This is a genomic window from Mesorhizobium sp. M7A.F.Ca.US.005.03.1.1 (assembly GCF_003997975.1).
Classification (GTDB): Bacteria; Pseudomonadota; Alphaproteobacteria; order Rhizobiales; family Rhizobiaceae; genus Mesorhizobium; species Mesorhizobium ciceri.
On sequence record NZ_RZRO01000074.1, the window covers coordinates 1 to 26,257 of the forward strand.

25 protein-coding genes and 1 pseudogene are annotated in these 26,257 nt (G+C 63.2%); 11 read left to right on the forward strand and 15 right to left on the reverse strand.

Features of this window, described 5'->3' with window-relative positions; genetic code table 11:
• Window positions 1-86: 86 nt before the first annotated feature.
• Window positions 87-1,268: a lytic murein transglycosylase gene (locus EN990_RS25085; RefSeq protein WP_127388412.1), complete on the forward strand. Its 1,182-nt coding sequence runs from the start codon at window positions 87-89 to the stop codon at window positions 1,266-1,268.
• 116 nt (window positions 1,269-1,384) lie between these two features.
• Here EN990_RS25085 and EN990_RS25090 read toward each other — a convergent pair whose 3' ends face one another.
• Window positions 1,385-2,605 (reverse strand): alanine racemase, encoded by a 1,221-nt coding sequence (locus EN990_RS25090; protein WP_013530936.1) that lies wholly within the window; start codon window positions 2,603-2,605, stop codon window positions 1,385-1,387.
• A 208-nt stretch (window positions 2,606-2,813) separates the two neighbouring features.
• On the opposite strand from EN990_RS25090, the gene EN990_RS25095 reads away from it, so the two are divergent.
• Window positions 2,814-3,731, forward strand: coding sequence for a DMT family transporter (locus tag EN990_RS25095; RefSeq protein ID WP_127385774.1), 918 nt, complete (start codon window positions 2,814-2,816; stop codon window positions 3,729-3,731).
• 438 nt (window positions 3,732-4,169) lie between these two features.
• Here EN990_RS25095 and metF read toward each other — a convergent pair whose 3' ends face one another.
• Together metF and EN990_RS25105 are read right to left on the reverse strand one after the other, a co-directional pair.
• On the reverse strand, window positions 4,170-5,087 hold the full coding sequence (metF, locus tag EN990_RS25100; protein WP_127388413.1) for a methylenetetrahydrofolate reductase [NAD(P)H]: 918 nt from the start codon (window positions 5,085-5,087) through the stop codon (window positions 4,170-4,172).
• Entirely contained in the window at window positions 5,084-6,106 is a 1,023-nt protein-coding gene (locus tag EN990_RS25105; protein WP_127385773.1) for a metalloregulator ArsR/SmtB family transcription factor, read from the reverse strand. The genes metF and EN990_RS25105 overlap by 4 nt, the downstream gene beginning before the upstream one ends.
• 122 nt (window positions 6,107-6,228) lie before the next feature.
• Between EN990_RS25105 and tsaA the strand changes: the two genes are divergently transcribed.
• Both tsaA and EN990_RS25115 read left to right on the forward strand, forming a co-directional pair.
• Window positions 6,229-6,765, forward strand: a complete 537-nt coding sequence (tsaA, locus tag EN990_RS25110; protein ID WP_127388414.1) for a tRNA (N6-threonylcarbamoyladenosine(37)-N6)-methyltransferase TrmO — start codon at window positions 6,229-6,231, stop codon at window positions 6,763-6,765.
• Window positions 6,762-7,076, forward strand: coding sequence for a DUF2293 domain-containing protein (locus EN990_RS25115; protein ID WP_013530931.1), 315 nt, complete (start codon window positions 6,762-6,764; stop codon window positions 7,074-7,076). Before tsaA ends, EN990_RS25115 begins: the two co-directional genes overlap by 4 nt.
• Window positions 7,077-7,082: 6 nt before the next feature.
• Here EN990_RS25115 and EN990_RS25120 read toward each other — a convergent pair whose 3' ends face one another.
• Window positions 7,083-7,586, reverse strand: a complete 504-nt coding sequence (locus EN990_RS25120) for a hypothetical protein (RefSeq protein ID WP_013530930.1) — start codon at window positions 7,584-7,586, stop codon at window positions 7,083-7,085.
• A gap of 157 nt (window positions 7,587-7,743) precedes the next feature.
• On the opposite strand from EN990_RS25120, the gene EN990_RS25125 reads away from it, so the two are divergent.
• Together EN990_RS25125 and EN990_RS25130 are read left to right on the forward strand one after the other, a co-directional pair.
• Window positions 7,744-8,709: a D-amino acid aminotransferase gene (locus EN990_RS25125; RefSeq protein WP_027160650.1), complete on the forward strand. Its 966-nt coding sequence runs from the start codon at window positions 7,744-7,746 to the stop codon at window positions 8,707-8,709.
• Between the two features lie 129 nt (window positions 8,710-8,838).
• A complete protein-coding gene (locus tag EN990_RS25130; protein WP_013530928.1) occupies window positions 8,839-9,678 on the forward strand; it encodes an SDR family oxidoreductase in 840 nt (279 codons plus the stop codon).
• 47 nt (window positions 9,679-9,725) lie between these two features.
• On the opposite strand, the gene EN990_RS25135 is transcribed toward EN990_RS25130, so the two are convergent.
• Window positions 9,726-10,343 (reverse strand): MOSC domain-containing protein, encoded by a 618-nt coding sequence (locus EN990_RS25135; RefSeq protein ID WP_127369585.1) that lies wholly within the window; start codon window positions 10,341-10,343, stop codon window positions 9,726-9,728.
• Between the two features lie 197 nt (window positions 10,344-10,540).
• Between EN990_RS25135 and EN990_RS25140 the strand changes: the two genes are divergently transcribed.
• Complete coding sequence (locus tag EN990_RS25140) at window positions 10,541-11,107, forward strand: isoprenylcysteine carboxylmethyltransferase family protein (protein ID WP_127369584.1); 567 nt, start codon at window positions 10,541-10,543, stop codon at window positions 11,105-11,107.
• 10 nt (window positions 11,108-11,117) lie between these two features.
• Here the strand turns inward: EN990_RS25140 and EN990_RS25145 are convergent, their stop codons facing one another.
• From EN990_RS25145 to EN990_RS25160, 4 genes are all read right to left on the reverse strand, one after another.
• Entirely contained in the window at window positions 11,118-12,239 is a 1,122-nt protein-coding gene (locus tag EN990_RS25145; protein WP_127385618.1) for a beta-ketoacyl-ACP synthase III, read from the reverse strand.
• A 142-nt stretch (window positions 12,240-12,381) separates the two neighbouring features.
• Entirely contained in the window at window positions 12,382-13,149 is a 768-nt protein-coding gene (gene tam / locus EN990_RS25150) for a trans-aconitate 2-methyltransferase (protein WP_127369966.1), read from the reverse strand.
• 43 nt (window positions 13,150-13,192) lie between these two features.
• Window positions 13,193-14,842 (reverse strand): energy-dependent translational throttle protein EttA, encoded by a 1,650-nt coding sequence (gene ettA / locus EN990_RS25155; protein WP_127369965.1) that lies wholly within the window; start codon window positions 14,840-14,842, stop codon window positions 13,193-13,195.
• A gap of 164 nt (window positions 14,843-15,006) precedes the next feature.
• Window positions 15,007-16,014, reverse strand: a complete 1,008-nt coding sequence (locus EN990_RS25160; protein ID WP_127385620.1) for a ribonuclease — start codon at window positions 16,012-16,014, stop codon at window positions 15,007-15,009.
• 183 nt (window positions 16,015-16,197) lie between these two features.
• Between EN990_RS25160 and EN990_RS25165 the strand changes: the two genes are divergently transcribed.
• From EN990_RS25165 to EN990_RS25175, 3 genes are all read left to right on the forward strand, one after another.
• Entirely contained in the window at window positions 16,198-17,130 is a 933-nt protein-coding gene (locus tag EN990_RS25165) for an alpha/beta hydrolase (protein WP_024501494.1), read from the forward strand.
• Window positions 17,131-17,229: 99 nt separating this feature from the next.
• On the forward strand, window positions 17,230-18,405 hold the full coding sequence (locus tag EN990_RS25170; protein WP_013530920.1) for a CaiB/BaiF CoA-transferase family protein: 1,176 nt from the start codon (window positions 17,230-17,232) through the stop codon (window positions 18,403-18,405).
• Window positions 18,402-20,051 carry a thiamine pyrophosphate-binding protein gene (locus EN990_RS25175; protein ID WP_127388415.1) on the forward strand — a complete coding sequence of 550 codons (1,650 nt, stop codon included), beginning with the start codon at window positions 18,402-18,404 and terminating at the stop codon, window positions 20,049-20,051. Before EN990_RS25170 ends, EN990_RS25175 begins: the two co-directional genes overlap by 4 nt.
• A gap of 211 nt (window positions 20,052-20,262) precedes the next feature.
• Here EN990_RS25175 and EN990_RS25185 read toward each other — a convergent pair whose 3' ends face one another.
• Together EN990_RS25185 and EN990_RS25190 are read right to left on the reverse strand one after the other, a co-directional pair.
• Window positions 20,263-20,703, reverse strand: a complete 441-nt coding sequence (locus tag EN990_RS25185) for a CHRD domain-containing protein (RefSeq protein WP_013530918.1) — start codon at window positions 20,701-20,703, stop codon at window positions 20,263-20,265.
• Window positions 20,704-20,857: 154 nt separating this feature from the next.
• A complete protein-coding gene (locus EN990_RS25190) occupies window positions 20,858-22,141 on the reverse strand; it encodes a cystathionine gamma-synthase family protein (RefSeq protein ID WP_064993845.1) in 1,284 nt (427 codons plus the stop codon).
• Between the two features lie 125 nt (window positions 22,142-22,266).
• Here EN990_RS25190 and EN990_RS25195 point away from each other — a divergent pair, with 125 nt between their 5' ends.
• Entirely contained in the window at window positions 22,267-22,725 is a 459-nt protein-coding gene (locus tag EN990_RS25195) for an Lrp/AsnC family transcriptional regulator (RefSeq protein ID WP_024501498.1), read from the forward strand.
• A gap of 50 nt (window positions 22,726-22,775) precedes the next feature.
• Here the strand turns inward: EN990_RS25195 and EN990_RS25200 are convergent, their stop codons facing one another.
• The 4 genes and pseudogenes from EN990_RS25200 to EN990_RS25215 form a co-directional block, all read right to left on the reverse strand.
• The gene (locus EN990_RS25200; RefSeq protein ID WP_013530916.1) at window positions 22,776-23,747 is read right to left on the reverse strand and encodes an ABC transporter substrate-binding protein; all 972 of its coding nucleotides are present in this window, start codon (window positions 23,745-23,747) and stop codon (window positions 22,776-22,778) included.
• A gap of 40 nt (window positions 23,748-23,787) precedes the next feature.
• Entirely contained in the window at window positions 23,788-24,942 is a 1,155-nt protein-coding gene (locus EN990_RS25205) for an ABC transporter permease (protein ID WP_027160664.1), read from the reverse strand.
• Window positions 24,939-25,817 carry an ABC transporter permease gene (locus tag EN990_RS25210; protein WP_127368638.1) on the reverse strand — a complete coding sequence of 293 codons (879 nt, stop codon included), beginning with the start codon at window positions 25,815-25,817 and terminating at the stop codon, window positions 24,939-24,941. The genes EN990_RS25205 and EN990_RS25210 overlap by 4 nt, the downstream gene beginning before the upstream one ends.
• Window positions 25,818-26,228: pseudogene (locus tag EN990_RS25215) on the reverse strand (endonuclease domain-containing protein); the annotation flags it as partial.
• Window positions 26,229-26,257: the final 29 nt, after the last annotated feature.

Here is a 26,257-nt window from a genome sequence, read left to right on the forward strand (position 1 = left end):
TGCAACCGCCGGTAATTCAGGGCGTTGGGCTTCCCGGGGGGGGGGAGCACAACAAATGACCCCCTGTTCGTTTCGAAAGGAAGCTGATGCGACTGCGTTCCAAAGTCCTCGCGGCTGCGCTGACCCTGTGCGCCACGGCCTTGCCGGCGATGGCGCAGGAATGCGGCGGCGACTTCGAATCCTGGAAGCAGGGCGTCGCCGCGGAAGCCAAGGCGGCCGGCGTAGGTGCAGTGGGTCTCGACGCCCTTGAAGCGGCAACCTTAGATGACAAGGTGTTGGCGCGCGACCGCGCCCAGGGCGTCTTCACCCAAACCTTTGTCGAGTTTTCCAACCGGATGATCTCGGCCTATCGCCTGAAGCAAGGTGCGGCGAACATGAAGAAATACGCGGATGTCTTCGCCCGCGCCGACCAGCAGTTCGGCGTCCAGGCGCCGATCATCGCCGCCTTCTGGGCGCTGGAGACCGATTTCGGCGCCGTGCAGGGCGACTTCCACACGCTGAGCGCCTTGGTGACGCTTTCCCATGATTGCCGCCGGCCGCAGCTCTTCCGGCAACAGCTGGTGCCGCTTCTGGAACTGATCGATCGCGGCGTGCTGCCGGTCGATGTCAGGGGCGCCTGGGCCGGCGAGATCGGCCAGACGCAGATCCTGCCCTCCGACTATCTGGCACGCGGCGTCGACGGCGACGGCGACGGCAAGATCGACCTGCGCGGCAGCGTGCCTGATGTGATCATGACCACTGCCAACAAGGTGCTGTCGCGCGGCTGGAAACGCGACCAGCCCTGGATCCAGGAAGTCCGCGTGCCCGAAGACATGCCGTGGGATCAGACCGGTCGCACCAACAAGCTGCCGCTGTCGCAGTGGGCGCAATGGGGCGTCACCTACCCCAGCGGCGCGCCGCTGGTCGACAACGGCCTGAAAGCAGGCCTCGCGCTGCCGATGGGCCGCAAGGGGCCAGCCTTCCTCGCCTACGACAATTTCGACGTTTATCTCGAATGGAACCAGTCCTTCACCTATGCGCTGACGGCAGCCAACCTTGCCGCACGGCTGGCAGGCGCGCCGCCGCTGGACCCGCGCAATCCCGAGACCGGTCTCAACAATGAGCAGATGAAGGCATTGCAGACCAAGCTGGAAGCCAAGGGCTACGATGTCGGCACCGTCGACGGCATTTTGGGTACCAACACCCGCGAGGCGATCCGTAAGGAGCAGACGCGGCTAGGTTTGCCGGTGGATGGCTGGCCGACGCCGGAGCTGTTGGGAAAATTATAGGGCAATAGGGCAGTAGGGCAAATTAGCCCGAAGCAGTGACTGCCGCCACCCCTATTCCCCTAGTCCCCTATTCCCCTATTCCCCTATTCCCCTATTCCCCTACTGCCTTATTCCCCTCAATCCGCCATCGTCTCCAAACTGGCAAAACCCTGTGGCGCGTCGCCCTCGTCGAACGGCGTCGTCACCTCGACGAAGGTGTCGGGATAGAAGCCGTTGAAGCGGGTCCTAAGCGACAGCGAATAGGCGCCGATATGGCCGATCTCGATCCAGTCGCCGGTATCGACCGTTTCCGGCAGCCAGAACGGCCGCGACAGGATGTCGACGGAATCGCAGGTCGCGCCGCAGACCTTGAACGGCACGATGTTCTTCTCCTCGCCATTGCGCGAGCGGATCGCCGGGTCGGGAATGAAGCGCGCCGGCAGCGTGATCTTGCCGGTCCATGAATCCGACAGCGATGCCCAGATGCCGTCATTGATGTAGAGCCGCTTGCCCTTGCGCAGCAGCACCCGCACGATCAACGACAGGCAGCGCGCCACGATCACCCGGCCGGGCTCAGCCACCAGCGGCATCTGGTCGAACTGATACTCCTTCAGATCGCCCGACAGCCGCGACATGATCTGGCCAAGCGACGGCATCTCGATCTGCTTGCGGTTAGGGTCGTGGCCGTATTCGGCGGGGAAACCGCCGCCGACATCGAGCCCGGCAATATCGAAGGTCAGCCGGTTGCGCACCCAGTCGGCGGAAGCCAGCGCCCGCTCATAGGTGTCGGGATCCTCGATCTGGCTGCCGACATGGAAGCACAGGCCGACCTTGTAGCCGGTACGGTTCAGCCGCTCCGCGAGCTCGACGGCATAGGCCGGCCCGGCGCCGAACTTCTTCGACAGTTCGTAGGCGGCATGCCCCTTGGTCTGCACCCGCACGAACACGCTGATCGAGCCCGGATCGATGTCGAGAGCCCGCACCACTCGCGTCAGCTTGGTGATCTCGTCCTCATGATCGAGCGAAATGACGCGGATGGCGTATTTCTCCAGCGCCAGCTTGATGTCCGACTGCGCCTTGACCGGGTGCATGTAGAGCATCTCGGCATCGGGGGAAACGGCACGTACGGCGGCGAACTCGCCCGGCGAAGCGACGTCGAAAGCCTTGACGCCGGCTTCGACCAGCGTCTTCAGCACGATCTGCTCGCCATTGGTCTTGACCGCATAGGCGGTCTTGCCGGGGAACATGCCCATGAACTGCCTGGCATCCGCCATCAGCACTTGCGGGCGGAAGCAATAGACCGGATCGTCCGGACGAAGCGCCAGTGCCGCCTCGCGGGCATTCTCGAATCGCTGCATGGACGAATCCTCACTTCGGCTGCGCACAATTAATCCAAGCTAGCGGCTAATGAAAACAATTCTGTGTCTCGTGCGGCTGACGCTGGGGCGCTAGGTCTTTGCCAGCAACGTTTGCCAGCGATCAGGTTTCGGGTGGCTCTTGTCACTGAGTCCGATATGGCTTCTGCCTGACTGACTGGCATTCAGGCCGTCTGGGAGGGCGACTCACATGGCAATAGCCGCGACATCAGCACCGCGCGGGCCGATGGTGCTCAAGGACTGGGGGCAGCTCCTGCTGCTCGGCGCGATCTGGGGCGGCTCGTTCTTCTTTGCCCGCATCGCGGTGGCCGAACTCCCCCCGCTGGTGCTGGTGCTGTTTCGCGTCGCCATCGCCGCGATCGCGCTGCAGATCTATCTCGGCCTGCGCGGTCCGTCCTTCCGCCTCGCACTTCCGCATGCAGGCCTGTTCTTCCTGCTGGCGCTCACCAACAATGTCGTGCCCTTTTCGCTGATCTTCGCCGGCCAGACGGAGCTTGGCGCCGGCGTCGCCTCGGTGCTCAACGCCACGACGCCGTTCTGGACGCTGATCCTCGCCAATGCGCTGACATCGGACGAAAAGCTCTCCTGGAACAAGCTCGCCGGCATTGCGCTCGGCATCGCCGGTACGGCCGTCATGATCGGCCCCGGCCTGCTTTCCGGGCTTGGCGGCCCGGTCTGGGCCAAATTCGCGCTGATCGGCGCTTCGCTGTCCTATGGCATTGCGCTGATGGTCGCCCGCCGCTTCAAGGGCGTGCCCTCGCCGGTCGTCGCCACCGGGCAGTTGACCGCTTCGACCATCATCATGATCCCGATCGTGCTCTTCACCTACGGCCCATCCGGCGTGTTCTCGGCCTCGCCGCCGGTATGGGCGGCGGTGCTGGCGCTGGCACTTCTGTCCACAGCCGTCGCCTACATCCTCTATTTCAACCTCGTCGCCTCGGCGGGCGCTACCAACGCCTCGCTGGTCACGCTTGTCGTGCCGGCCAGTGCCATGCTGCTCGGCTTCCTGTTCCTAGGCGAGCGGCTGGAGCTGTTCGAAATCGGCGGGGTGGTGCTGATCGCGCTCGGCCTCATCACCATCGACGGGCGCGTCCTTGGAAGACGTTAGCGCGTCCTTTGAACCCCCACATCGCCGCGAAAGTCGAATTCGACTTTCGCGGCGGTAGCGCTGCCATGACACGGCAGCGACACGAGCCGGCCACATTTTATTCACAGGTCTGAAGTCGGTATTTGCCTAGGAGTTTCAAAGCCTAACGGCAAAAGACATGTCGCGGATTTCACAATCACGTCGCAATGCAGCACATTTTCCGCTTGCCTGTGGCACAAATGAACCTAGACTCCATGACATAGCTCTTTAAGAGGAGGCTATGTCATGGGACTTACGAGGCCTATCAACGCATTGATGATCTGTGCTGCGTTCGCCTTTATCGGAGCCCTCATTATGGGCTTCCTTCCCTGACCGCCAAAGCGGGGAAGACCAGCACCCAAATAGTCCAACCAATTCAAAAGGCCGGGTTTTCCCGGCCTTTTGTTGTTGAGCCCGACCTCATGCCGCGGCTGATCCGGCGGCCGCCGCCTCGTGCGAGCGAATACCGATCATATGGCAGATGGCAAAGACCAGATCGGCGCGGTTCATGGTGTAGAAGTGGAAATCGCCGACACCGCGCTCGACCAGGTCCATGACCTGTTCGGCTGCCACCGCCGATGCCACCAGCGCATGCGTCTGCGGGTCCTTGTCGAGGCCTTCGAAACGCTCCGCCAGCCAGCCGGGCACATGCGCGCCCGCCCTCGCGGAAAAGTTCGCGACCTGCTTGAAACTGTGAACCGGCTGGATGCCCGGCACGATCGGGATGTAGATGCCGGCGCGGCGAACGCGCTCGACATAGCGCTCGTAGAGATCGTTGTCGAAGAAGAACTGGGTGATCGCCCGCGTCGCGCCATTGTCGACCTTGCGCTTCAGCATCTCGATGTCGGTGGCGAAATCGGGGCTTTGCGGATGCTTTTCCGGATAAGCCGCGACGGAGATGTCGAAATCCGCGATCGTCTTGAGCCCGGCGACCAGTTCCGCGCCATTCTCGTAGCCACCGGGATGCGGCCGGTAGGGCTCGCCGACGCCGGAGGCCGGGTCGCCGCGCAGCGCCACGAACCGGTTGATGCCGATCGATTTGTAATCCCGGATGACCGCATCGACCTCGTCGCGCGTTGCCCCGACGCAGGTCAGATGCGCCGCTGCAGGAATACCGGTTTCCGTCAAGATGCGCTTTACAGTGCGCGCGGTGCGCTCCCGTGTCGAGCCGCCGGCGCCGTAAGTCACCGAGACGAATTTCGGCTTCAGCGGCTCCAGCCTTGTGACCGTCTCCCACAGCCTCGCTTCCATCTCGTATGCCGTCGTCGGGTTGAAATCAAAAGAAACCCTGACCTTGTCGCCGATGTCGGGGCGGCGGGAAAAGCGGAACTGGTTCATGCGATTTCCCCCATCGAGTTCTCTTTGGCCTGCCTTGTGTCGTTGGAAGGATCGGCAATCAGCAGGCGCCGATCGCGGCCGAGCCAGAGTTTCACGGTGAGCCTCGCCTCATTGCCACCGCGCGGCTCGAACTCCTGGGCATCTTCGAGATCGAGGCCGGCTTCCGAAAACCAGTCGGCGATCTGCCGGTCGGAAAAGCCGAGCCGCATATGCGCATGCTCCTCGCGCAGGAATTCCAGCGCATGCGGCGCGAAATCGACGATGACCAGGCGTCCTGCCGGACGCAAAAGCCGAGCCGCCTCGTGGATGGCGCGGGCGGGATCGTCGAGATAGTGCAGCACCTGATGGATGGTGACGAGATCGAAGGCATCGCGCTCGACCGGCGGCGCGAAGATGTCGCCCTGCCGAACCTGCGCGTTCGAAACGCCGGCCTTGTCGAGATTGGCGCGCGCCACGGTCAGCATCTCGCGCGACATGTCGATGCCGACACCGCGCCGATAGAGCGGCGAGAAGATTTCGAGCAGCCGCCCGGTGCCGGTGCCGAGATCGAGCATCGACTGGAACGGCCGCTTGCCGACCAGTTTCAGCATTGCGGCTTCGACGGCGCGGTCCGGCACATGAAGCGAGCGGATATGGTCCCAGCTTGCCGCATTCACGGAAAAATACTCGACCGCCCGGTCCTGCCGCTTGCGCTTGACCGAGGCCAGGCGCTCAAGATCGCGCTCGACCTGCGGATCGGCGCCGCGAATGCCGGAAACCAGGCCCATGACGAAGTCACGCGCGGAATCCGCATCCGACAGGCGGAAGAAGGCCCAGGACCCTTCCTGGTAGCGGCCGATCAGCCCTGCCTCCAGAAGCAGCTTCAGGTGCCGCGAAACGCGCGGCTGCGACTGGCCGAGAATTTCGGTAAGATCGGAAACGGTGAGGTCACCGCGCGACAGAAGTGCCAGTATGCGCAATCGGCTGGATTCGGCCGCCGCCTTTAACGTATCCACCATAGTGTCGAGCGAGACATGCATCAGCGTATTCTCTTTGAAAAGATATAAACATATGTTTATGTCAGTTTTCGAAACCTTGCAAGCGCTATGTCGCTTCCGGACAAGAAAATGCCGCTTGTGTGGCGTTTTAAGAGACATGGGCCATGACTGGACCGCGTGAGATGTTCGAGGCCCGCGAAGGCGAGCAGAGGCTGGAAAACGATCCCGCCCTGATGCCGCCGGATGACGGCATCGTCTTCATCGGCCGCATTGCCTCGCCGTGGACGACGCGCGAAACCTGCCCGAAGAACATGCGCGCCGCGCGCGAGACCGGGCAGAAGGCAGTGCTGACCATGGACGCGCCCTACCGAAATGGCTTACGGGGGCTGGAGCGCGCCAGCCACGTCATCATCCTGTCCTGGCTGCATCACGCGCCGCGGGACCTGATTGTGCAGAAACCACGCCATGCGGCCGAAGCAAAAGGCGTATTTTCGCTGCGCTCCCCTGCCCGCCCCAACCCAATCGGGCTGCATGTGGCCAGGCTCGTCGGGCTCGACCAGAACACCGGCCGCATCGATCTCGACGCCATCGACGTGCTCGACGGCACTCCGGTCATCGACATAAAACCCTATTTCGCCTCGACCGACGCTATACCGGAGGCGACCATCGAAGGGCGCGACGAGCCCGGGGGTCGGCGATGACGGCGCCCACCGGTCGCCGCCGCGCCATCGCCAAGGCGCTGACAGCACTTCTGCCGCTGGCACCCTATGCCGACATGGAGAAGATCCGCGGCGACGCCGGCGCGGTCCACATGAAGACCTTACCACCAGGCATCGCCGTATGGTTGGCGACGATTGCCCATATCCGCCACATGCACACAGATTACGAGAAACTGCTGAGCGAAGGCTACGACCGCGACTCGGCGCGTTTCTTCGTCATCGAGCAGACCAACGTCGTGCTCACCCGCTGGCGCGCGACGCGCCTGCTCGACGCGGATGACGAGGAGGAATGACCACGGCTACTTCCGCTTAAGCACTGCGACCGCATTATAGGGCTGACCATCGGCCTGGCCGATCCAGGTCCAGGACAGATTTTCCTTGAAAAACCTGACGGTGATGTTGCCGCCGTCGATGCATTTGTCCTGACCGTAGGTGATGCTCTCGTGGTATTCCGCCGAAATGCCGTCACTGGACGTCTGTGACAGCGATCCGCCGCAACCGAGTGACGGATAGTCGATCGACGCGCTGCCATCGTTGATGGTCATGGCGATCGGCCAGTCGGCCCCGGCGTCACCCGCCGGGCTTTGATGGCCGCTGCCGACCCAGGTGCCGCTCAGCGACGGCACGTTCACCGCACAAGGCAGGTTCTGGAAGATCGGTGTCAATTCGCTGCCGGTTTTCTCGCAGCGATAGGTCTGCCCGCCCTGGCACAATTCCTCGCCTTCGCGCGCGCACTGGGCGCTGGCTTCGCCCGCGGCGGCGAACATCGTCATGGCTGCTATGACGGCCCCAAGCCTGCCCATCTTCCCCCTCCCGTTCAGAGCGCGCAATCTAAGGCAATTCCGATCCAATGTATCGGCGAGATCGTCATCGAGGCCGAACAGCACCGGGCGGGTGGCTCTATGCGTTCTGCCCTGCGCCGATAGCCTGCTGACTCGCCTTGCGTGACAGGAGGCCCCAATGAGCCACACGGCGACGACACAGGACGAGAAGCAACTGCCCGTGGTTGGCGACCGCCATGTCGACCCGCATTCCTACCCCGACGGCATCGCCTTTCTCGACGGCCAATACCTGCCGATGTCGCAGGCCAAGATCTCGGTGCTGGACTGGGGTTTTCTGCATTCCGACGCCACCTACGACACCGTGCATGTCTGGAACGGCCGCTTCTTCCGCCTCGATCTGCATCTCGACCGCTTCCTCGGCGGGCTGGAAAAGCTGCGCATGACCATTCCCTTCGACCGCGACGGCGTGACCGAAATCTTGCACAATTGCGTGGCGCTGTCCGGTCATCGCGCCGCCTATGTCGAAATGCTGTGCACGCGCGGCGCCTCTCCGACCTTCAGCCGCGACCCGCGCCAGGCGGTCAACCGCTTCATGGCCTTCGCCGTGCCGTTCGGCTCGGTCGCCAACGCCGAGCAGCTGCAGCGCGGCCTGCGCGTCGCCATCAGCGACAAGATGCGTATTCCGCCGGCCTCGATCGACCCGGCGATCAAGAATTACCACTGGCTCGATCTGGTGCGCGGCCTCTACGATGCCTATGATCGCGGTGCAGAGACCGCGTTGCTCCTCGACTTCAACGGCAATGTCGCCGAAGGCCCGGGCTTCAACGTCTTCTGCGTCAAGGACGGCAAACTATCGACGCCGGCCACCGGCGTGCTGCCCGGCGTCACCCGCCGCACCGTCTTCGATCTCTGTGCAGAAGAAGGCCTTGCCGCCACGGCGACCGATGTCAGCGTCACCGCATTGCGCGAGGCCGACGAGGTGTTCATCACCTCCACCGCGGGCGGCATCATGCCGGTGACGGAGATCGACGGCGCGGCGATCGCCAATGGCAAGGTCGGACCGATCACCAGCCGGCTGATGGCGCGCTACTGGCAAAAGCACGATGACCCGGCCTGGTCGTCTCAGGTGAATTATCCCCGATAATTCAGGCGTCTTTGTCAAAAGATTCCCGTCGCCTCTGGAAAATCAGAGGATCGACCGTATATGCCCGAAAGCGGAGAAGCCTCCGCTTTCATCCAAAATCACGCCCGCAGGGGCAAGGACTCCAAGATCATGACAAACAAGGTTTGGTTCATCACCGGATCGTCGAAAGGCTTTGGCCGCGTCTGGGCCGAGGCCGCACTCGCGCGTGGCGACAGCGTCGCGGCCACCGCCCGCGATGCCGGCACGCTCGCCGATCTCGTCGAGAAATACGGCGACAGGGTTGCCGCGATAAAGCTCGACGTCACCGACAAGAAAGCCGTCGATGCCGCTGTCGCCGAGGCGCACAAGCGTTTTGGCCGGCTCGACGTCGTCATCAACAATGCCGGCTACGGCCATTTCGGCGCCATCGAGGAGGTCAGCGAACAGGAAGCTCGCGACCAGATCGAAACCAATGTCTTCGGCGCTCTGTGGGTCACTCAGGCCGCACTGCCGATCATGCGGGCACAGCGTTCCGGCCACATCATCCAGATCTCGTCGATCGGCGGCGTCAATGCCTTTGCCTCGCTCGGCCTCTACCACGCCTCGAAATGGGCGCTGGAGGCCTTCAGCCAGTCGCTCAGCATCGAGGTCGCGGAATTCGGCATCCATGTGACGCTGGTCGAGCCGGGCGGTTTCTCCACCGACTGGGCCGGGCCGTCGGCCAAGGTGTCCCAACCGATCGAGGCCTATGCGCCCGCCCGTGCCAAGATGGCCGAGCGCCGCGCCAATTCGGTCGCCGGCGATCCAGACGCCACCGGGCCGGCCATGCTGGCCATTGTCGACGCCGCCGAGCCGCCGCTGCGGGTATTCTTCGGCGATGGCGGCCTGCCGATGATCAAGCAGGAATACGCCAACCGCATTGCCACCTGGGAGAAGTGGGACGACGTTTCCATCATGGCGCAAGGCGTGAAGAAGAACCGCAAGGGCTGAAGTCCAGCGCTTTTGCTGCGCCGCTCCATGGGCGGCGTAGCCGGCCCTCAGGCTTGATAAATCCACTGCTCCGGCACGCGCAGCGATATCTCTTCGCCTGCCCTAACCGTGCCTGGCTTCTCTACCCAGGCGACAATGCCGCGCAGCCGCTTCGCCGCTTTCGGGAACAGCAGCGCGCCGGCTTCGACGTCGGCCATTCCGGCGTTTTCGGCGATCGACCGGCCGGCGATGCGGCACGGGCCGTTCTGTGCGTCGACCTTGATGGTGACGCCGCCCTTGAAGAACAGCAGCGTGCCGGCCGGCAGCATGGAGAGGTTCGGCACCCCTTCCATCACCAGATTGGCGCCGATCCATTCCGGCTTGATCTCGGCCAGGCCCATGCGCTCGGCGACGATGGCGAGTTCATCCGCTGCCACGATCGACAGCTGCCGTTCGTTGCGCATTTCAGTGCCGCGCGGATACCAGGGCTCGCGCCCGCCCGAGCGCCGCGTCGGTCCAGCATGGAAATCGCCTGATATGCCGTCGAAACCCAGCCGCAATTCGTCCACCGGGCGCGTCTGAAAATGATCCGCCGGCGCCACGTAAAGCGCTGCCGCCCTGGCGGCAAGCTTTCGCGCGGCGATGATTTCAACCGGCTTTTCAGCCTCGGGGAAGAGATCCGGCATGGCGTTCTTTCCATTCGTCATCCAGCGAGTTAGCCGGGCGCGCTTCGCGGCGTCCAGTCGAAAGTGCTGATCGTCCGATCAACAGCACCGATAGGATCGCGATCACGCTTTTCTTACCTGTCATCGATCTCGCACCACATTGCCGGCGCGCGGTGCCGGTTTCATAGTGACGTCCAGACGGTTTGCGGAGGCTGATCATGCGACCTGTGACGGCAATCACGTTGCTTTGGTTGATCTGGGCAGGAAGCTGGGCCGTCGCCGCTTTGTGGTCCGACCCTGCCCAGAAGCGCGCCGGGTTCAAGGCGGAGGCCCGCTATCGGGGTCTCTGGGTAGCCGGCGCGGTGCTGCTGTTCATTCCGGCGCACGGCTATGAAGGCCGGCTCAGGCTGTGGATGCCTGATCTCCCCGAAGCCTGGATCTGTGTCGCCCTGATCGCCATCGGCATCGCCTTTGCCTGGTGGGCGCGCCTGCATCTTGGCAGGCTGTGGTCGGGCACCATCACCGCCAAGGCCGGGCACCGTGTCGTCAACACCGGCCCGTATGGCCTTGTCCGGCATCCGATCTACACCGGATTGCTGCTGGCGATCCTCGCCACCATGGCAGCCAAGGGCACCATCTGGGGCATAGCCGGAACCGCGCTGCTCATCATCGGCATCGTGACGAAAGCCAGGCTGGAAGAAAATTTCCTGCGCGGCGAACTGGGCAGCGCCTATGACGACTATGCCGCGCGCGTTCCGATGCTGGTGCCGTTCGCACCAGCCTGACGCGGCAGCCTCAAAGCATTCTCAGCAGCGCGCCGCCGATCGAGTACCCCGCGCCGAAGGCGCAGATCAGACCGAAATCGCCCGGCTTCATATCGGCGTGGTTCTCCGACAGCGCGACGATGGCCCCGGCGCCCGCCGTGTTGCCCAGCCGCTCCAGCACCATTGGCGCGCGGTCGTGATCGACCTCGTGGCCGAACGACAGCTTCAGGATCATCGCATTCATCCGCGCATTGGCCTGATGCAGCCAGAAGCGCCTGATCGCCTGTGGCGTCAGCCCGTGCTCGGCGAGGAATTCGACGATGAATTTCTGCCCGGCGACGGTGACTTCCTTGAACACCTTGTTGCCGACCTGCTTGATCAGATTGCCTTCCAGATTGATCATGTAAGGATCATCCTGGGCGGTGCGGGTATGGTAGCCCAGATTGGTGCGGATGTTGTTCGACATCTGCGTCCAGATGCGCGTGTCGAGCACCTCGAAGCGCCCCGGCCGCTTGTCGCCCTTGGCCAGGCCTTCGAGCACCATCGACACCGAAGCGTCGCCGAAAATGAAATGCGTCTGCCGGTCGCGAAAATTGAGATGGCCGGTGATGATCTCGGGCGTCGTCACCAGAATGCGCTTGTGCGCGCCGGACCGCACCAAATTGACGGCGATGTGCAAGGCCGCCGCCGCCGAAGAACAGCCGAGCCCCATGTCGAAGCCTGCGCCCTTCGTGCCCAGCGCCTCCTGCATTTCGATGGCGATCGCCGGATAGGGCCGCTGGTGATGCGAGGCCGAGCAGATCACCAGGTCTATATCCGACGGCTGTAGTCCCGCATGCTCGAGAGCCTTCTTTGCCGAGGCGATGCCGAACTCGGCTTCGAGCGACAGCGCATCGTCGGGCCGAGCCGGAATGCGCGGCGACATGCGGGTCGGGTCGAGAATGCCTTCGCGCTCGATGACATGACGGGTGCGCACGCCCGAAGCGTGGACGATGAAGTCGCTATCCGATTTCGCCAGCGGCGGCTCGTCGGTGCCCAGGCGGCGCGCATTCTCCGCGTCGACCCAGGCATTGAAGCTGGCCACCAGCTCTTCATTGGTGATTGTGGCTTCAGGGATTTCAACGCCGATGCCGCTGATGATGACGCGATGCATGTCCAGTCCGTCCCATCCGCAGGCGTTGCGGGCTTCATGTGGGCGCCGGAACGCTCCGGCGCAACAGTTTTCTCACCGCGGCGGTTTACGCCGGCTTAAACCAAAGGTTTAGGCCGGACTGGTCCTCGTGCAACGTGGATAATCAGGCCCGCTTGGCAACGATGAAGATGCGTGGAAAGCGCAAAAGCACCTTACCGCTAGCCGTTTTCGGATAGGCCTTGGCGATCTTGGCCGTGTAGCTTTCGAGGAACATCGCCCGTTCGTCGGAATCCAGCGGATCGAGGAACGGTTTCAGGCCCGTCGACTTCACCCATTCGACGATCGCCTGCGCGTCGGCAAGCGGGTGGTTGTAGATGGTATGCCAGATATCCAGCCGATCACTGAGCGGCGACAGGAGGTCATAGTAGGACGACACCGGCGGCAACGGCCCGCGTGCCGCGCCCTTGAGCTTTTCGGCAAACGGCAATTCGGCGGCGGTCTCGCGCATCAGGCGGTGGGAGTCCTCGCCCAGATTGTCGGGCATCTGGACGGCAAGCGCGCCGCCTGGCGCGAGGAAACCCATCAGCCGCTGGAAGACTGCGGGATGCTCGGGCAGCCACTGGAACACCGCATTGGCGAAGATCACGTCGACCGGCTCCGCCGGCTGCCATGTGGAGGCATCGGCCAGATCAAAGGTGACCTCGGGCAAGCGAGCCCGCGCCTTCTCGATCATGTCGGGCGAAGTGTCGAAGCCGCTCACCCCAGCATCCGGCCAGCGCCCGACGAGCAGTTCGGTCGAGTTGCCAGGCCCGCAGCCGATGTCGACGACCCGGCGCGGAAAGTCGACGGGCACCTGCGCCACAAGATCCCGCGCGGGCCGCGTGCGTTCGTCCTCGAATTTCAGATATTGGGCGGCGGACCAATCAGCCATTTGAGCTCCTCATGCCGGTTGAGATCGCCGCCCGGAAAACCCCTTACCGCGTCAGCCTCTTGTAGGTCATGCGGTGCGGGTTGACGGCATCTGGCCCGAGGCGGCGGATCTTGTCCTGCTCGTAATCCTCGAAATTGCCCTCGAACCATTCGACATGGCTGTCGCCCTCGAAGGCGAGGATATGCGTCGCCAGGCGGTCGAGGAACATGCGATCGTGGGAGATGATGACCGCGCAGCCACCGAAATTTTCCAGCGCGTCTTCGAGCGCGGCCAGCGTTTCGGTGTCGAGATCGTTGGTCGGTTCGTCGAGCAGCAGCACATTGCCGCCGGTCTTCAACATCTTGGCCAAATGCACGCGGTTGCGCTGGCCGCCGGAGAGGTTGCCGACCTTCTGCTGCTGGTCGCCGCCACGGAAGTTGAACGACGCGCAATAGGCGCGCGTGTTGGCCTCGAACTTGCCGAGCTTGACCACTTCTGCGCCGCCGGAAATCTCTTCCCACACCGTCTTCGACGGATCGAGAGCATCGCGGCTCTGGTCGACATAGCCGAGCTTCACCGTTTCGCCGACGCGCACAGAACCCGCATCCGGCTTTTCCTGGCCGGTGATCATGCGAAACAGCGTCGTCTTGCCGGCGCCGTTCGGGCCGATGACGCCGACGATGCCGCCGGGCGGCAGCTTGAATTCCAGGCCGTCGATGAGCAGCGTGTCACCAAAGCCCTTCGACAGGCCTTCCGCCTCGATCACGACATTGCCGAGCCGTTCGCCGTGCGGGATGACGATCTGCGTATCGCTCGGACGCCGCTTGTCGGCTGCATCCAAAAGGTCCTGGAACGCCTGGATACGCGCCTTGGACTTGGTCTGGCGGGCCTTCGGGCTCGACTGGATCCATTCGCGCTCGCGGCCGATGGCGCGCTGGCGGGCATCGTCCTCGCGGCCTTCCTGCTTGAGCCGCTTGGCCTTGGCTTCGAGGTATTTGGTGTAGTTGCCCTCATAGGGAATGCCGCGGCCGCGATCGAGTTCGAGGATCCAGCCGGTGACGTTGTCGAGGAAGTAGCGATCGTGGGTGATGATCATCACGGCGCCCGGATAGGCACGCAGATGCTTTTCCAGCCATGCCGTGGTTTCGGCGTCGAGATGGTTGGTCGGTTCGTCGAGCAGCAGAAGGTCGGGCTGGCGCAGCAGAAGCTGGCAAAGCGCGACGCGGCGGCGCTCGCCGCCCGAAAGCTTGGTGACTTCCGAATCCTTGGGCGGGCAGCCCAGCGCTTCCATCGCCATCTCGACCTGCTGTTCGAGGTCCCACAGGTTCAGCCGATCCATCTCGTCCTGGAGCTTGGCCGACTCGTCGGCCGTCTCGTCGGAATAGTTCATCATCAATTCGTTGTAGCGCTCGATGATGGCGGTCTTGGCGGCGACGCCTTCCATGATGTTTTCGAACACGGTCTTGTCCGGATCGAGCGCCGGCTCCTGCGCCAGGTAGCCGACAGTGGCGCCTTCGGCGAGCCACGCTTCGCCGTTCCACTCCTTGTCGAGCCCAACCATGATCTTGAGGATCGTCGACTTGCCCGAACCGTTGGGGCCGAGGATGCCGATCTTGGCGTCCGGATAGAAGGAGAGATGGACATTCTCGAGCACCTTCTTGGTGCCATAGGCCTTGTTGAGGCCGGCCATGTGATAGATGAACTGGCGTGCCACGCGCGCTTTCCCTGAAAAACCGACTGGATTTGTCGAATTGAATGGAGGTTGGCCGCTATGTAGGCGATGCGGCGGCGAACGGCAATCGCTTTTGCCAGATCAGGCCAATCACACGGACAAGTGTGGACCGCTGCTCGTGCAGTCTAGGCGCCGTTCAGCCGCCCTTACTGGAACCCGATAGCGTCGACGGTGCCGGTCGGGCAGCCTGCCTTGTTGGTCGGCACCGAAGCCAGCAGCAGGTCCTTGAGCGCGCTGTTCGGGCCGATCGGGCCGGCGAGGCCGAGGGTCAGTTCGCCGATCAGCCGCCTGCCGCTCGACGGATCGATGACGCAGGAAACGCGCACGCGGTCCCCTGCTCCCGCCCCGAAGGCAGTGTCGAAAGCGCCGCGGATCTGGTCGGCCGTCAGCTTGCCGCCGATGTTCTTGGCAAAGAGATCGCGCACCGGCGAACTGTTCACCGCGCGCATCAAATTCAGCGCATCGGAGAAATAGTCCTGCTGGCTCTTGCCGTAGCAGGTGCCGTGCTTGATCCATTCATGCCGTTCGAGATGGGAGGCCGTTCCAGGCATCACCTGATCGAGTTCCGTGCGGGTGTTGGCGTCAAGATTGACCGGCGGCAGGTCTTTCCAGTGGGCCGGATTGTCGTTGGCCTTGTCGCTCGCCGTCGCCTGGCAATAGAAATTGCCATTCGGCTGCGGCCACAGGCCGTGCAAGGTGAAATGCGTGGCGTCGAAATCGCCGGTACTTTGTGCCCTGCATTCGGTCTTGTTCGACTTTGTCTCGCAAAACGCCGGCTGCCAGCTCAGCGCGAAGACGTATTCGGGCTTCCCCGATGCCGCCGGCTTGCCTTGCCCGTCAGGCGCGGCCGGCACGGTCGCCGCGCTGCTGCCGGAAACATGGCCGCAGCTGACCTTCACCCAGCGGCGCTCCGGATCGGCGCCCGGCACCAGGATGAGATAATGCGTCGGCGTATCCTTGTTGCCGGCAAGCAGCTGATAGCTCTGCCCGGCATCGGTCGAGACATTGCCGGGGTTCTTGCCGTTCTTGATCGCTTGCGTCGCCGGACAGGCGGCGTCGGCGACGAAGCTGCCGCTCATCTTCACGTCGGCATGCGCGGCCCCGGCCAGCGACGCCGCCAACATGGCCAATCCGAAAACGACACCGATGCGCATGGAGAATCCCCGGCTGAAGAAGTGGGCGACAGACTGAAGCTGTCTCCATGTCAGAATTGCGATATTTTGCTGACCGAACGCAAGAAACATCGTCGCGAAAAGCGGGTTTGCCGGATTGACGCATAATGTGGGCCGGCGCAAACAAAGCCAACGACGACAAAAGCAAGGGCGGGACCAGGCGGCATGTCATTCAGCCAGCAGCGCGTGGTTGCCTCGCCGACCGGTGCCGAGCTCAATCTTTTCGTCAGGCAGGCCGATGGCCGGGCACGCGCCGTCGTCCAGATCAATCACGGGCTAGCCGAGCACGCAGCGCGCTATGCCCGCTTTGCCGATTTTCTTGGCTCGCGCGGTTTCGACGTCTATGTCCACGATCATCGCGGCCACGGCGCGACCAAGGCGTCCGACGCTCCGCTCGGCAGGTTCGCCGACAGGGACGGTGCCGCCAAGGTGATCGCCGACGTCGACGTCATCCATGATCTCATCGCCCGCGAACGGCCAAACAGACCGGTCATCCTGTTTGGCCATTCGATGGGTGCGTCGGTGGCGCTGAACTACCTGTTGCGCCACTCGCCACGCGTTCACGCGGCAGCAATCTGGAACGGCAATTTCTCCCAAGGCCCGCTTGGGCAGCTTGCGCTCGGCATCCTTGCCTGGGAACGGATGCGGCTCGGCTCCGACGTGCCATCGCGCCTGCTGCCGAAACTCACCTTCCAGGCCTGGGGCAAGGCGGTGCCCAATCACCGCACAGTGTTCGACTGGCTGTCGCGCGACGAAGCGGAAGTGGCGAAATACATTGCCGATCCCTTGTGCGGCTGGGACGCTTCGGTGTCGATGTGGCGCGACGTCGTCGGTATGGCGCTGAACGGCGGCAAGGATGCCGGCTTTGCCGGTATCCGGCGCGACCTGCCCGTCAGCATCGTCGGCGGCGAGAAGGATCCGGCTTCCGACTATGGCAAAGGGATCACCCATCTTGCCGATCGCATGCGCAAGATGGGCTTTTCGAATCTGGTTTCAAAGGTTTACGCCGACACCCGCCACGAAAGCCTGAACGAGGTGAATCGCGACATTATCATGGATGATTTCGCCGCCTGGGCCGACGAAGTCCTCAAAGCGTGACGGATTGGCCCATTGCAAGAGCCGTGACAGCCGTTGCAGGGCTTGATAGAGGCTCTGCTTTCGCAGCAATCGCAGTGATTGCGGCAACCACGGTGATCCATGGCTGAGCCCCCGCTGAAAGGCGTCCGCGTCGTCGAACTCGCCCGCATCCTTGCCGGGCCATGGGCCGGGCAGTTGCTTGCCGATCTCGGCGCCGATGTCATCAAGGTCGAGAGCCCCGATGGCGGCGACGACACCCGCAAATGGGGCCCGCCCTTCGTCATGGGCAAGGACGGCGAGAACCTGTCGGCCGCCTATTACCATTCCTGCAACCGCGGCAAGCGCTCCATCGCCATCGATTTCTCGACCCCGGAAGGCGCCGAGACGGTGCGCCGGCTGGTCGCCACTTCGGACGTGCTGATCGAGAACTTCAAGCTCGGCGGCCTGAAGAAATACGGCCTCGACTATGACAGCCTGCGCAAGATCAACCCGCGCCTCGTCTACTGCTCGATCACCGGTTTCGGCCAGGACGGTCCGTACGCACCGCGCGCCGGCTACGACTTCATCATCCAGGCCATGGCCGGCATGATGTCGATCACCGGCGAGGTCGGCCGCGAGCCGCAAAAGGCGGGCGTCGCCATCTCCGACATCTTCACCGGCCTTTATTCGGTCATCGCCATCCAGGCAGCACTGCGCCATGCCGAGCAGACCGGCGAAGGTCAGCATGTCGACATGGCGCTTTTCGACACCCAGATCTCGGCGCTCGGCAACCAGAATTTGAACTATCTCGTCTCCGGCAAATCGCCGGTGCAGATGGGCAATGCGCATATGAACATCGCCCCCTACGAGGTGGTGCCGGTCCGGGATGGGCACATCATCCTGGCGGTGGGCAATGACGGCCAGTTCGCCAAATTCTGCGCTGCCGTCGGGCTGGACGATCTGCCAGCCAATCCAGATTTCGCCACCAACCCCGCCCGGGTCGCCAACCGGGTCAAGCTGCGCGAGCATGTGATCGAAGCGCTGAAGATCTTCGACCGCGATCCGCTGCTGGCAAAGCTGGAAGCGGCCGGCGTGCCGGCGAGCCCGATCAACACGATCGGCCAGATGTTCGCCGACCCGCAGACGATCGCGCGCGGCATGCGGCTCGACCTGGACGATGGCCATGGCAATCTTCTGCCTTCGGTGCGCGCGCCGATGGTGATGTCGGGCACGCCGCTGGTCTATGAGCGCCCCTCGCCGCGCCTGGGCGAGCACACGCAAGAAATCCTTGCCGAACTGGAGAAGTCTGGACAATGAAGACCGGCGGACAACTCATCGTCGACGCTCTCGAAGCCAACGGCACCGACCGCATCTACTGCGTGCCCGGTGAATCCTATCTGGCGGTGCTCGACGCGCTGCACGATTCAGCGATCCGCACCATCGTCTGCCGCCAGGAAGGCGGTGCCGCCATGATGGCCGATTGCCACGGCCGCCTGACCGGCAAGCCCGGCATCTGCTTCGTCACCCGCGGCCCCGGCGCCACCAATGCCTCGGCCGGCATCCACATCGCCATGCAGGATTCGATACCCGTCATCCTGTTCATCGGCCAGGTCGCCGGCCACGCCAAGGAGCGCGAGGCTTTCCAGGAGGTGGATTACAAGAGGTTCTTCGGCGACATCGCCAAATGGGTAGTCGAGATCGACGACGCCTCGCGCATCCCAGAATTCGTCACCCGCGCCTTCGCCGTGGCGACATCGGGCCGTCCCGGCCCGGTGGTGATCTCGCTGCCCGAAGACATGCTGACCAGTGTCGTCGAGGCGCCCGTCGCCTTGCCGCACACACCGGTGGAAACACGGGCCGGCGAAGCGGAACTCGATGCGCTGGAAAAGCTGCTGGCTAAGTCCAAGCGGCCTTTCGTCATCCTTGGCGGCACGCGCTGGGACGCCGAGGCGGTTGCACAAATGCGCGCGATCGCCGAGGCCTGGTCGCTGCCGGTCGGCTGTTCCTTCCGCCGCCAGATGCTGTTCGATCATCTGCATCCGAACTATGCCGGCGATGTCGGCATAGGCATCAACCCGAAGCTGGCCACAGCGATCAAGCAGGCCGACCTCGTGCTGCTGATCGGCGGCCGCATGGGCGAAATGCCCTCCTCGGACTACACGCTGCTGAAAAGCCCCTACCCCGCCCAGACACTGGTCCATGTCCATGCCGATTCCGGCGAGCTCGGCCGCGTTTACAGGCCGGCATTGGCGATCAACGCCTCGCCGTCCGCCTTCGTCGACGCTTTCGCCAAACGCAAGCCGGCCTCCGCACCCGTCTGGGCAGCCGAGACGCCAAAGCTGCATGCCACCTATCTCGACTGGTCGACACCACCCGAAAGCGGCCCCGGCCCGGTCCAGATGGGCCCGATCATGAACTATCTCGAAAAGATGTTGCCCGACGACGCCATTCTCACCAACGGCGCAGGCAATTACGCCACCTGGGTGCATCGCTTCCATCGCTTCCGCCGCTTCGCCACTCAAGGTGCGCCGACGTCAGGCTCGATGGGCTATGGCACGCCTGCGGCAGTCGCCGCCAAAGAGCTGTTTCCAGAGCGCACCGTGGTCGCTTTCGCCGGCGACGGCTGCTTCCTGATGAACGGGCAGGAATTCGCCACTGCCGTGCAATACGACCTGCCGATCGTCGTCGTCGTCGTCAACAACGGTATCTACGGCACCATCCGCATGCATCAGGAGCGCGAATATCCCGGCCGCGTGGTGGCCACCGACCTCAAGAACCCCGATTTCGCGGCTCTCGCCCGCGCCTATGGCGGCCATGGCGAAACGGTTGAGAAGACGGCGGACTTCGCCCCGGCCTTCGAACGCGCCCGCGCCAGCGGCAAGCCGGCGATCGTCGAGATCCGGCTCGACCCCGAAGCGATCACCCCGACCCGGACGATGACCCAGATCCGCGACAAGGTTTGAGAGCCGACCGGGTCAAGTCGAATTCCTTCACGCCCCCTCTGCCCTGCCGGGCATCTCCCCCTCAAGGGGGGAGATTGGCAGTTTCGTCGTCTCGCCCTTCTTCCAACACTGGCGATTGGCGAAACCCGAAGTACATTCGATCTCCCCCCTTGAGGGGGAGATGTCCGGCAGGACAGAGGGGGGCGCTGTCCCGCCAACCTTCAACGGTCAGCTACTTCGCCTTCTCGATCTGGCCGCGGACCTCCCCATTCGGGTTCGCTTTGGTGTGGACGTTGACGTAATACTTGCCGGCCTCAAGGTCAGCCGCCTGGGCATCAGTGAGCGTCTCCGACCCCTTGATCGGGCTCTTGAGTTTTTTGAACGGGATGACAGGGTCGGCGTTTTCACCCATCGCCGCAGGGCCATGGATATGCGCGGCCGTCGCCGGTCCGCTGAGGCCGGAATATTTGACGTTCCAGTTGAGCTTCTTCTTGGTCGTGTCGAAGGTGAAAGTGGCCGTGCCCTTACCCTTCGTGGTGACGGGCGGGCTCTGCTGGCTGCCGTCTAGTGTCGCCTTGAACTTTTCCATGGCTGCCAGGGCCGGCGATGCGAACAGGAAAGCGGTCGAAATGGCCAGCGCCGACAGCGCCGGTAAGAAGGATTGGGTGCGCATGAAGAACCTCCGATTGACTGTGCACGCGTCGCGGCTCCCCGGCGCGCGCATGCGCCAACGGAACGGCCTGGCGGCACAATGTATCCAACCACACATTTTTGTGATGACGTATAGAGATCCTAGGGGCCGTCCTGTCCGGCTTCAGCGATAGCGGTCAGACCGCCGCCAGCGCCTGCGTCAGGTCGGCGATCAGATCGTCCGGATGCTCGACGCCGATCGACAGCCTGACCGTGGTCTCCAGCACGCCGATGCGCTGGCGCACCTCGAAGGGAATGCCCGAATGGGTCATGGCCGCGGGGTGACTGGCCAGCGATTCCGTTCCGCCGAGGCTCACCGCCAGCTTGAAGATCTGCAATCCGTTGAGGAAGGCGAAAGCCGCCTTCTCCCCGCCCTTGATGTCGAAGGAGAAGGTTGATCCGGCGCCGCTGCATTGCGCCCTGTAGGCGCGGCCGGCCGGCGTATTCTCGCCCAGAAACGGCAGGTAGTGCACCTTGTCGACCTTGGCGTGGTCGCGCAGGAATTCGGCGATCAGGCGAGCATTGTCGTTGGCCCGCTCCATGCGGATCGACAGCGTCTCCAGCGAGCGGCCGAGCATCCAGCAGGAATGCGGGTCGAGCTGCGTGCCGATCGCGCCGCGCAGCGCCTTGATCGGCTTGGTGATAGCCTTGCTGCCCATGGCGGCACCTGCGATCAGGTCGGAATGGCCGCCGACATATTTGGTCAGCGAATAAACCGACACGTCGGCACCATGTTCGATCGGCCGCTGGAACACCGGACCCAGCAATGTGTTGTCGCACACGATGATCGGCGTTGACCCTTGGCTCGCGCCGATCTCGTCGGCGATCTTGCGCATCAGCGCGAGGTCGACCAGGCTGTTGGTCGGGTTTGACGGCGTCTCGATCAGGATGACCGACACGCGGCCTTTCACGACGGCCGCGTCGGCGGCCGTGCGCACCGCCGGCTCATCCACGCCATCCGCGAAACCGACAGCACCGATGCCGAAACCGGAGAGCGTGCGCGTCAAAAGCGTCTCCGTGCCGCCGTAGAGTGGCTGCGAATGCAGGATGACGTCGCCTGGACGGGCATAGGCGAGCAGTGTCGTGGCGATCGCCGACATGCCCGATGAAAACAGGATACAGGCATCCGTCCCCTCATAAATCGCCAGCCGGTCCTCGACGATCTCGCTGTTGGGATGATTGAAGCGCGAATAGACCAGGCCGGAGGCGGTGCCGCTCGGCGGCTCCTTCCTGCCGGATGTGTAGTCGAAGAAGTCGCGTCCCTCCTCCGCCGACTTGAACACGAAGGTCGAGGTCAGGAACACCGGCGGCTTGACGGCGCCCTCCGACAGCTGCGGATCGAAGCCATAGCTCAGCATCAGCGTCTCCGGGTGGAGCTTGTGGTTGCCGATATGGGTTTTCGACGGGCGTGGCGCGGTCATGGCTTTTCCTGCCTGTTCGAGTGAAATAGTGAACGGCAATTTATGCGATCTCGTTCCACCAGTCCTTGCTATTTTTGGGCTCACATGGCTGCATCCCCGCAACAAATTGCCTGGAGAGACCGAAAGTGCAGCAGAAGATAGCCGACGATTTCGACCTGAAAATCCTGCGTGAGCTGCGGGCCGACGCCCGCATCACCAACAACGAGCTTGCCGAGCGCATCGGCCTGTCGCCGTCGCCCTGCCTGAGGCGTGTGCGGCGGCTGGAGGAGACCGGGGTCATCAGAGGCTACACCACGCTGGTCGATCCCTCAGCCTTCGGCTGGAGCATGGTCGCCATCGCCACCATCCGGCTCAGCCGCCAGAACGAAGACGAGATCGTGATGTTCGAGGACGCGATCCGCGGCTGGGAAGAGGTGCTGGAATGCCACCTCGTCACCGGTTCGCGCGACTATGTGCTGAAAGTGGTGACGGGAAGCCTCGAACAATACGAGCGCTTCATCAAGGAAAAGATCGCGCGGCTGAAATGCGTCGCCTCGATCGAGACCAGCTTCGTCATGAACACCATAAAGGAACGGCGCCTCTGACATTTCTGCCGGATGCGCCGCTTTCTGGATAGATATGTTGCCGGCTAGGCTTACTTGACCGCTTTGTCGGTGATGGCGGTGGTGTAGGCGCCGGTCGGCTCCTTGGTGATGATCTTCTGGTCGAGCAGCGCCTTGGCGGTGCGCTCGTAGGTCGCCGGGTCAAGTTTGCCGTCGGCATTGTCGATCAGCTTGGCGACTTCGCTCATCATGCGCTTCTGGTGGTTCTCGTCCTGGCCGCCGCCGTCCATGACGATGCCTGCGGCTTCGTCATTGTTGTCGATGGCATATTTCCAGCCCTTCATCGAGGCGCGCACGAAACGCACCATCTTGTCTTCGAAGGCCGGATCCTTGAGCTTGTCTTCGGACGCATAGAGCCCGTCCTCGAGCAGGTCGTTGCCCATGGCCGAGTAGTTGAACACGGTCAGCTGTTCCGGCTTGTAGCCGGCGTCGATCAGTTGCCAGTATTCGTTGTAGGTCATGACCGAGATGCAGTCCGCCTGCTTCTGGATCAGCGGCTGCACGTCAAAACTCTGCTTGAGCACCGTGACGCCGTCCGGGCCGCCCTCGGTCTTCAGGCCGAGCTTGTTCATCCAGGCGTAGAACGGATACTCGTTGCCGAAGAACCAGACGCCGAGCGTGTGACCTTTGAAGTCGGCTTCGGTCTTGATCGGGCCGTCCTTCGGGCAGACCAGCTCCATGCCGGCCTTCTTGAACGGCTGGGCGATGTTGACCAGCGGCACGCCCTTTTCGCGGGCAGCCAGCGCACCGCCCATCCAGTCGACGATAACGTCGGCACCACCGCCGGCGATCACCTGCTCGGGCGCGATATCGGGACCGCCCGGCTTGATGTCGACGTCGAGACCCTCGGCCTCATAAAAACCCTTGGCCTTGGCGACATAGTAGCCGGCAAACTGGGCCTGCGTGACCCATTTCAGCTGCAACGTCACCTTGTCGGCGGCCATTGCCTGGAAAGCGGCAAGCGACATCGCGCCAGCCAGAACGGGAATAATCAGTCTTTTCATTTTGTTACCCTCTGAAGTTAGTGCCCTAAACCCACCGCCCCTATCCACCACGGACAGAGGGATGCCAAAACGTGACGGCTCTTTCCACAAGAGCGACCACGCCATAAAAGACCGAACCCGCAAGTGCTGCAACTGCGATTTCGGCCCAGACCATGTCGATGTTCATCCGCCCGACCTCGGTCGAGATGCGGAAGCCCATGCCGACGACAGGCGTGCCGAAGAACTCGGCAACGATGGCGCCGATCAGCGCCAGCGTCGAGTTGATCTTCAGCGCGTTGAAGATGAAGGGAGCTGCTGCCGGCAGCCGAAGCTTCAAGAGCGTCGGCCAGTAGCCCGACGCGTAGGTGCGCATCAGGTCGCGCTCCATATGGCCGGAGGCGGCCAGACCGGCGACCGTGTTCACCAGCATCGGGAAGAAGGTCATGATGATGACCACCGCCGCCTTGGACTGCCAGTCGAAGCCGAACCACATCACCATGATCGGCGCGACGCCGATGATCGGCAGCGCCGAGACCATGTTGCCGATCGGCAACAGGCCGCGTCGCAGGAACGGCACACGGTCTGCGAGCACCGCGGTGATGAAGCCGGCGCCGCTGCCCACGACATAGCCGAAGATGACCGCCTTGAAGATGGTCTGGCGGACATCGGCGCCGAGCACCGGCAGCGAACCGGCGATGCGCGCGCCGATGGCACTTGGCGGCGGCAGCAGGATGAAGGGTATGCCGGCCCCACGCGTCACCGCTTCCCAGATGATCAGGATCCAGGCGCCGAAGATGGCCGGGATGATCAGGCGCAGCGCGGTGCGAGCCCATTTGGCGAACGGACGCAATGATGACAGCACCGCCACGCAGCGCCAGCCAAGCAGCCATGCACCGGTGAGCAACAGGAAGAACGGCGTCCGCGCCAGGCCTTCGAAGCCGGTGATGCCGCCAATCAGCAGCCAGGCGGCCAGATGCGCGCCGATGAAAAGCACAACGGCTTCGACAATGGACGGTATTCTGGTCATCGAGATCAAAGCGGCGACAAGCAGCACGCCGAAAATCAGCCAGGTCGTCGCCACATAGGGGTATATCAACGTCCCTGCAGGCTGCGCCAGTGCATCGACTTTCGGCGCGGCGATCGGGCCGAGCGCCACAGCGATCAGGCACAGCACGATCGCCAGCACTGCCTGCCAGGAGGGTTTCAGCCAGTTCATGCCGGCCTCCCGCCCATGGCGCGGTCGACGAGGCGCCCGGCAATGCCGACCACCATGACCAGAAGGGCTGCCACCACTGAGCCAGCAACCAGCGCCGACCAGATGTCGATGGACTGGCTATAATAGGCGCCGGCGAGCAGCTTGGCGCCGATGCCGGCGACAGCGCCTGTCGGCAGTTCGCCGACGATGGCGCCGACCAGGCTTGCCGCCACCGCCACCTTCATCGAGGTGAACAGGAACGGCACCGAAGCAGGCACGCGCAACATCCAGAAGGTCTGCGCGCGACTGGCATTGTAGGTGTGCATCAGGTCGAGATGCATGATCTCGGGCGAGCGCAGCCCCTTCACCATGCCGACAGTCACCGGGAAGAACGACAGATAGGTCGAAATCATCGCCTTCGGGACGAGCCCGCTGATGCCGATCGCCCCCAGCACGACGATGATCATCGGCGCCACAGCCAGGATGGGAATGGTCTGCGAGGCGATGATCCACGGCATCAGGCTGCGGTCGAGCGTCGCCACATGGACAATGCCGACGGCGATGATGATGCCGAGCGCCGTGCCGAAAGCGAAGCCGAGCAGCGTCGACGAAAGCGTCACCCAGGCATTGTAGACCAGGCTGCGGTTGGAGGTGATGGGCCGCAGGAAGGTGTTCTCGAAGAAATTCACCGCCACCTGGTGCGGCGCCGGCAATGTCGGCTTCGGCTGCGACAGCGTCTTGCCGATGAGTTCGCTGAACGTGGATGTTTCACCGGCGCGACGATCGAGATCGCGCTGGAACGGCGTGTTGAGGATGACGGCGAAGACATACCAGAGCGCGACCACGCCAACGAGGATGGAGGTGACGGGAACGAGCTTGTCGCGGAAGGTGTCCATCTAGCGGGCCTCAGCCGACTGGCGCCCTCCTCTCCCCAACGGGGAGAGGGTGGCCGGAGCGAAGCGGAGGTCGGGTGAGGGGGTAGCAATCTTTCCGTCAAGGCAAGCCAAGATCGTATCCAGGACCGCTCGACGTTCGGCCAAAACCTCATGATTCCAGAACCGGAGAACCGAATAACCTTGTCCGTTCAGCCAAGCTGTCCTGGAAGGGTCGGTTGGAGAATCTGCGTGCTGACTACCATCAAGTTCGACAATCAGGCTTACCTCGCGACAAACAAAATCCGCGATGAACGGTCCAAGCGGCACTTGCCTCACAAATTTGTAGCCATTGAGATGACGGTCTCTCAGTTCCCCCCAAAGCCTGTATTCAGCCTCGGTCTCGTCAACCCGCAGCTTTCGGGCGCGAGCGGTTGCCCCGACCTTTCTCTTGGTCGGATCCG

Excerpts from the sequence above, each read along its gene's own strand:
- EN990_RS25085 (WP_127388412.1), top strand. The coding sequence starts at position 87 with ATGCGACTGCGTTCCAAAGTCCTCGCGGCTGCGCTGACCCTGTGCGCC.
- EN990_RS25090 (WP_013530936.1), bottom strand. The coding sequence starts at position 2,605 with ATGCAGCGATTCGAGAATGCCCGCGAGGCGGCACTGGCGCTTCGTCCG.
- EN990_RS25095 (WP_127385774.1), top strand. The coding sequence starts at position 2,814 with ATGGCAATAGCCGCGACATCAGCACCGCGCGGGCCGATGGTGCTCAAG.
- metF (WP_127388413.1), bottom strand. The coding sequence starts at position 5,087 with ATGAACCAGTTCCGCTTTTCCCGCCGCCCCGACATCGGCGACAAGGTC.
- EN990_RS25105 (WP_127385773.1), bottom strand. The coding sequence starts at position 6,106 with ATGCATGTCTCGCTCGACACTATGGTGGATACGTTAAAGGCGGCGGCC.
- tsaA (WP_127388414.1), top strand. The coding sequence starts at position 6,229 with ATGACTGGACCGCGTGAGATGTTCGAGGCCCGCGAAGGCGAGCAGAGG.
- EN990_RS25115 (WP_013530931.1), top strand. The coding sequence starts at position 6,762 with ATGACGGCGCCCACCGGTCGCCGCCGCGCCATCGCCAAGGCGCTGACA.
- EN990_RS25120 (WP_013530930.1), bottom strand. The coding sequence starts at position 7,586 with ATGGGCAGGCTTGGGGCCGTCATAGCAGCCATGACGATGTTCGCCGCC.
- EN990_RS25125 (WP_027160650.1), top strand. The coding sequence starts at position 7,744 with ATGAGCCACACGGCGACGACACAGGACGAGAAGCAACTGCCCGTGGTT.
- EN990_RS25130 (WP_013530928.1), top strand. The coding sequence starts at position 8,839 with ATGACAAACAAGGTTTGGTTCATCACCGGATCGTCGAAAGGCTTTGGC.
- EN990_RS25135 (WP_127369585.1), bottom strand. The coding sequence starts at position 10,343 with ATGCCGGATCTCTTCCCCGAGGCTGAAAAGCCGGTTGAAATCATCGCC.
- EN990_RS25140 (WP_127369584.1), top strand. The coding sequence starts at position 10,541 with ATGCGACCTGTGACGGCAATCACGTTGCTTTGGTTGATCTGGGCAGGA.
- EN990_RS25145 (WP_127385618.1), bottom strand. The coding sequence starts at position 12,239 with ATGCATCGCGTCATCATCAGCGGCATCGGCGTTGAAATCCCTGAAGCC.
- tam (WP_127369966.1), bottom strand. The coding sequence starts at position 13,149 with ATGGCTGATTGGTCCGCCGCCCAATATCTGAAATTCGAGGACGAACGC.
- EN990_RS25160 (WP_127385620.1), bottom strand. The coding sequence starts at position 16,014 with ATGCGCATCGGTGTCGTTTTCGGATTGGCCATGTTGGCGGCGTCGCTG.
- EN990_RS25165 (WP_024501494.1), top strand. The coding sequence starts at position 16,198 with ATGTCATTCAGCCAGCAGCGCGTGGTTGCCTCGCCGACCGGTGCCGAG.
- EN990_RS25170 (WP_013530920.1), top strand. The coding sequence starts at position 17,230 with ATGGCTGAGCCCCCGCTGAAAGGCGTCCGCGTCGTCGAACTCGCCCGC.
- EN990_RS25175 (WP_127388415.1), top strand. The coding sequence starts at position 18,402 with ATGAAGACCGGCGGACAACTCATCGTCGACGCTCTCGAAGCCAACGGC.
- EN990_RS25185 (WP_013530918.1), bottom strand. The coding sequence starts at position 20,703 with ATGCGCACCCAATCCTTCTTACCGGCGCTGTCGGCGCTGGCCATTTCG.
- EN990_RS25190 (WP_064993845.1), bottom strand. The coding sequence starts at position 22,141 with ATGACCGCGCCACGCCCGTCGAAAACCCATATCGGCAACCACAAGCTC.
- EN990_RS25200 (WP_013530916.1), bottom strand. The coding sequence starts at position 23,747 with ATGAAAAGACTGATTATTCCCGTTCTGGCTGGCGCGATGTCGCTTGCC.
- EN990_RS25205 (WP_027160664.1), bottom strand. The coding sequence starts at position 24,942 with ATGAACTGGCTGAAACCCTCCTGGCAGGCAGTGCTGGCGATCGTGCTG.
- EN990_RS25210 (WP_127368638.1), bottom strand. The coding sequence starts at position 25,817 with ATGGACACCTTCCGCGACAAGCTCGTTCCCGTCACCTCCATCCTCGTT.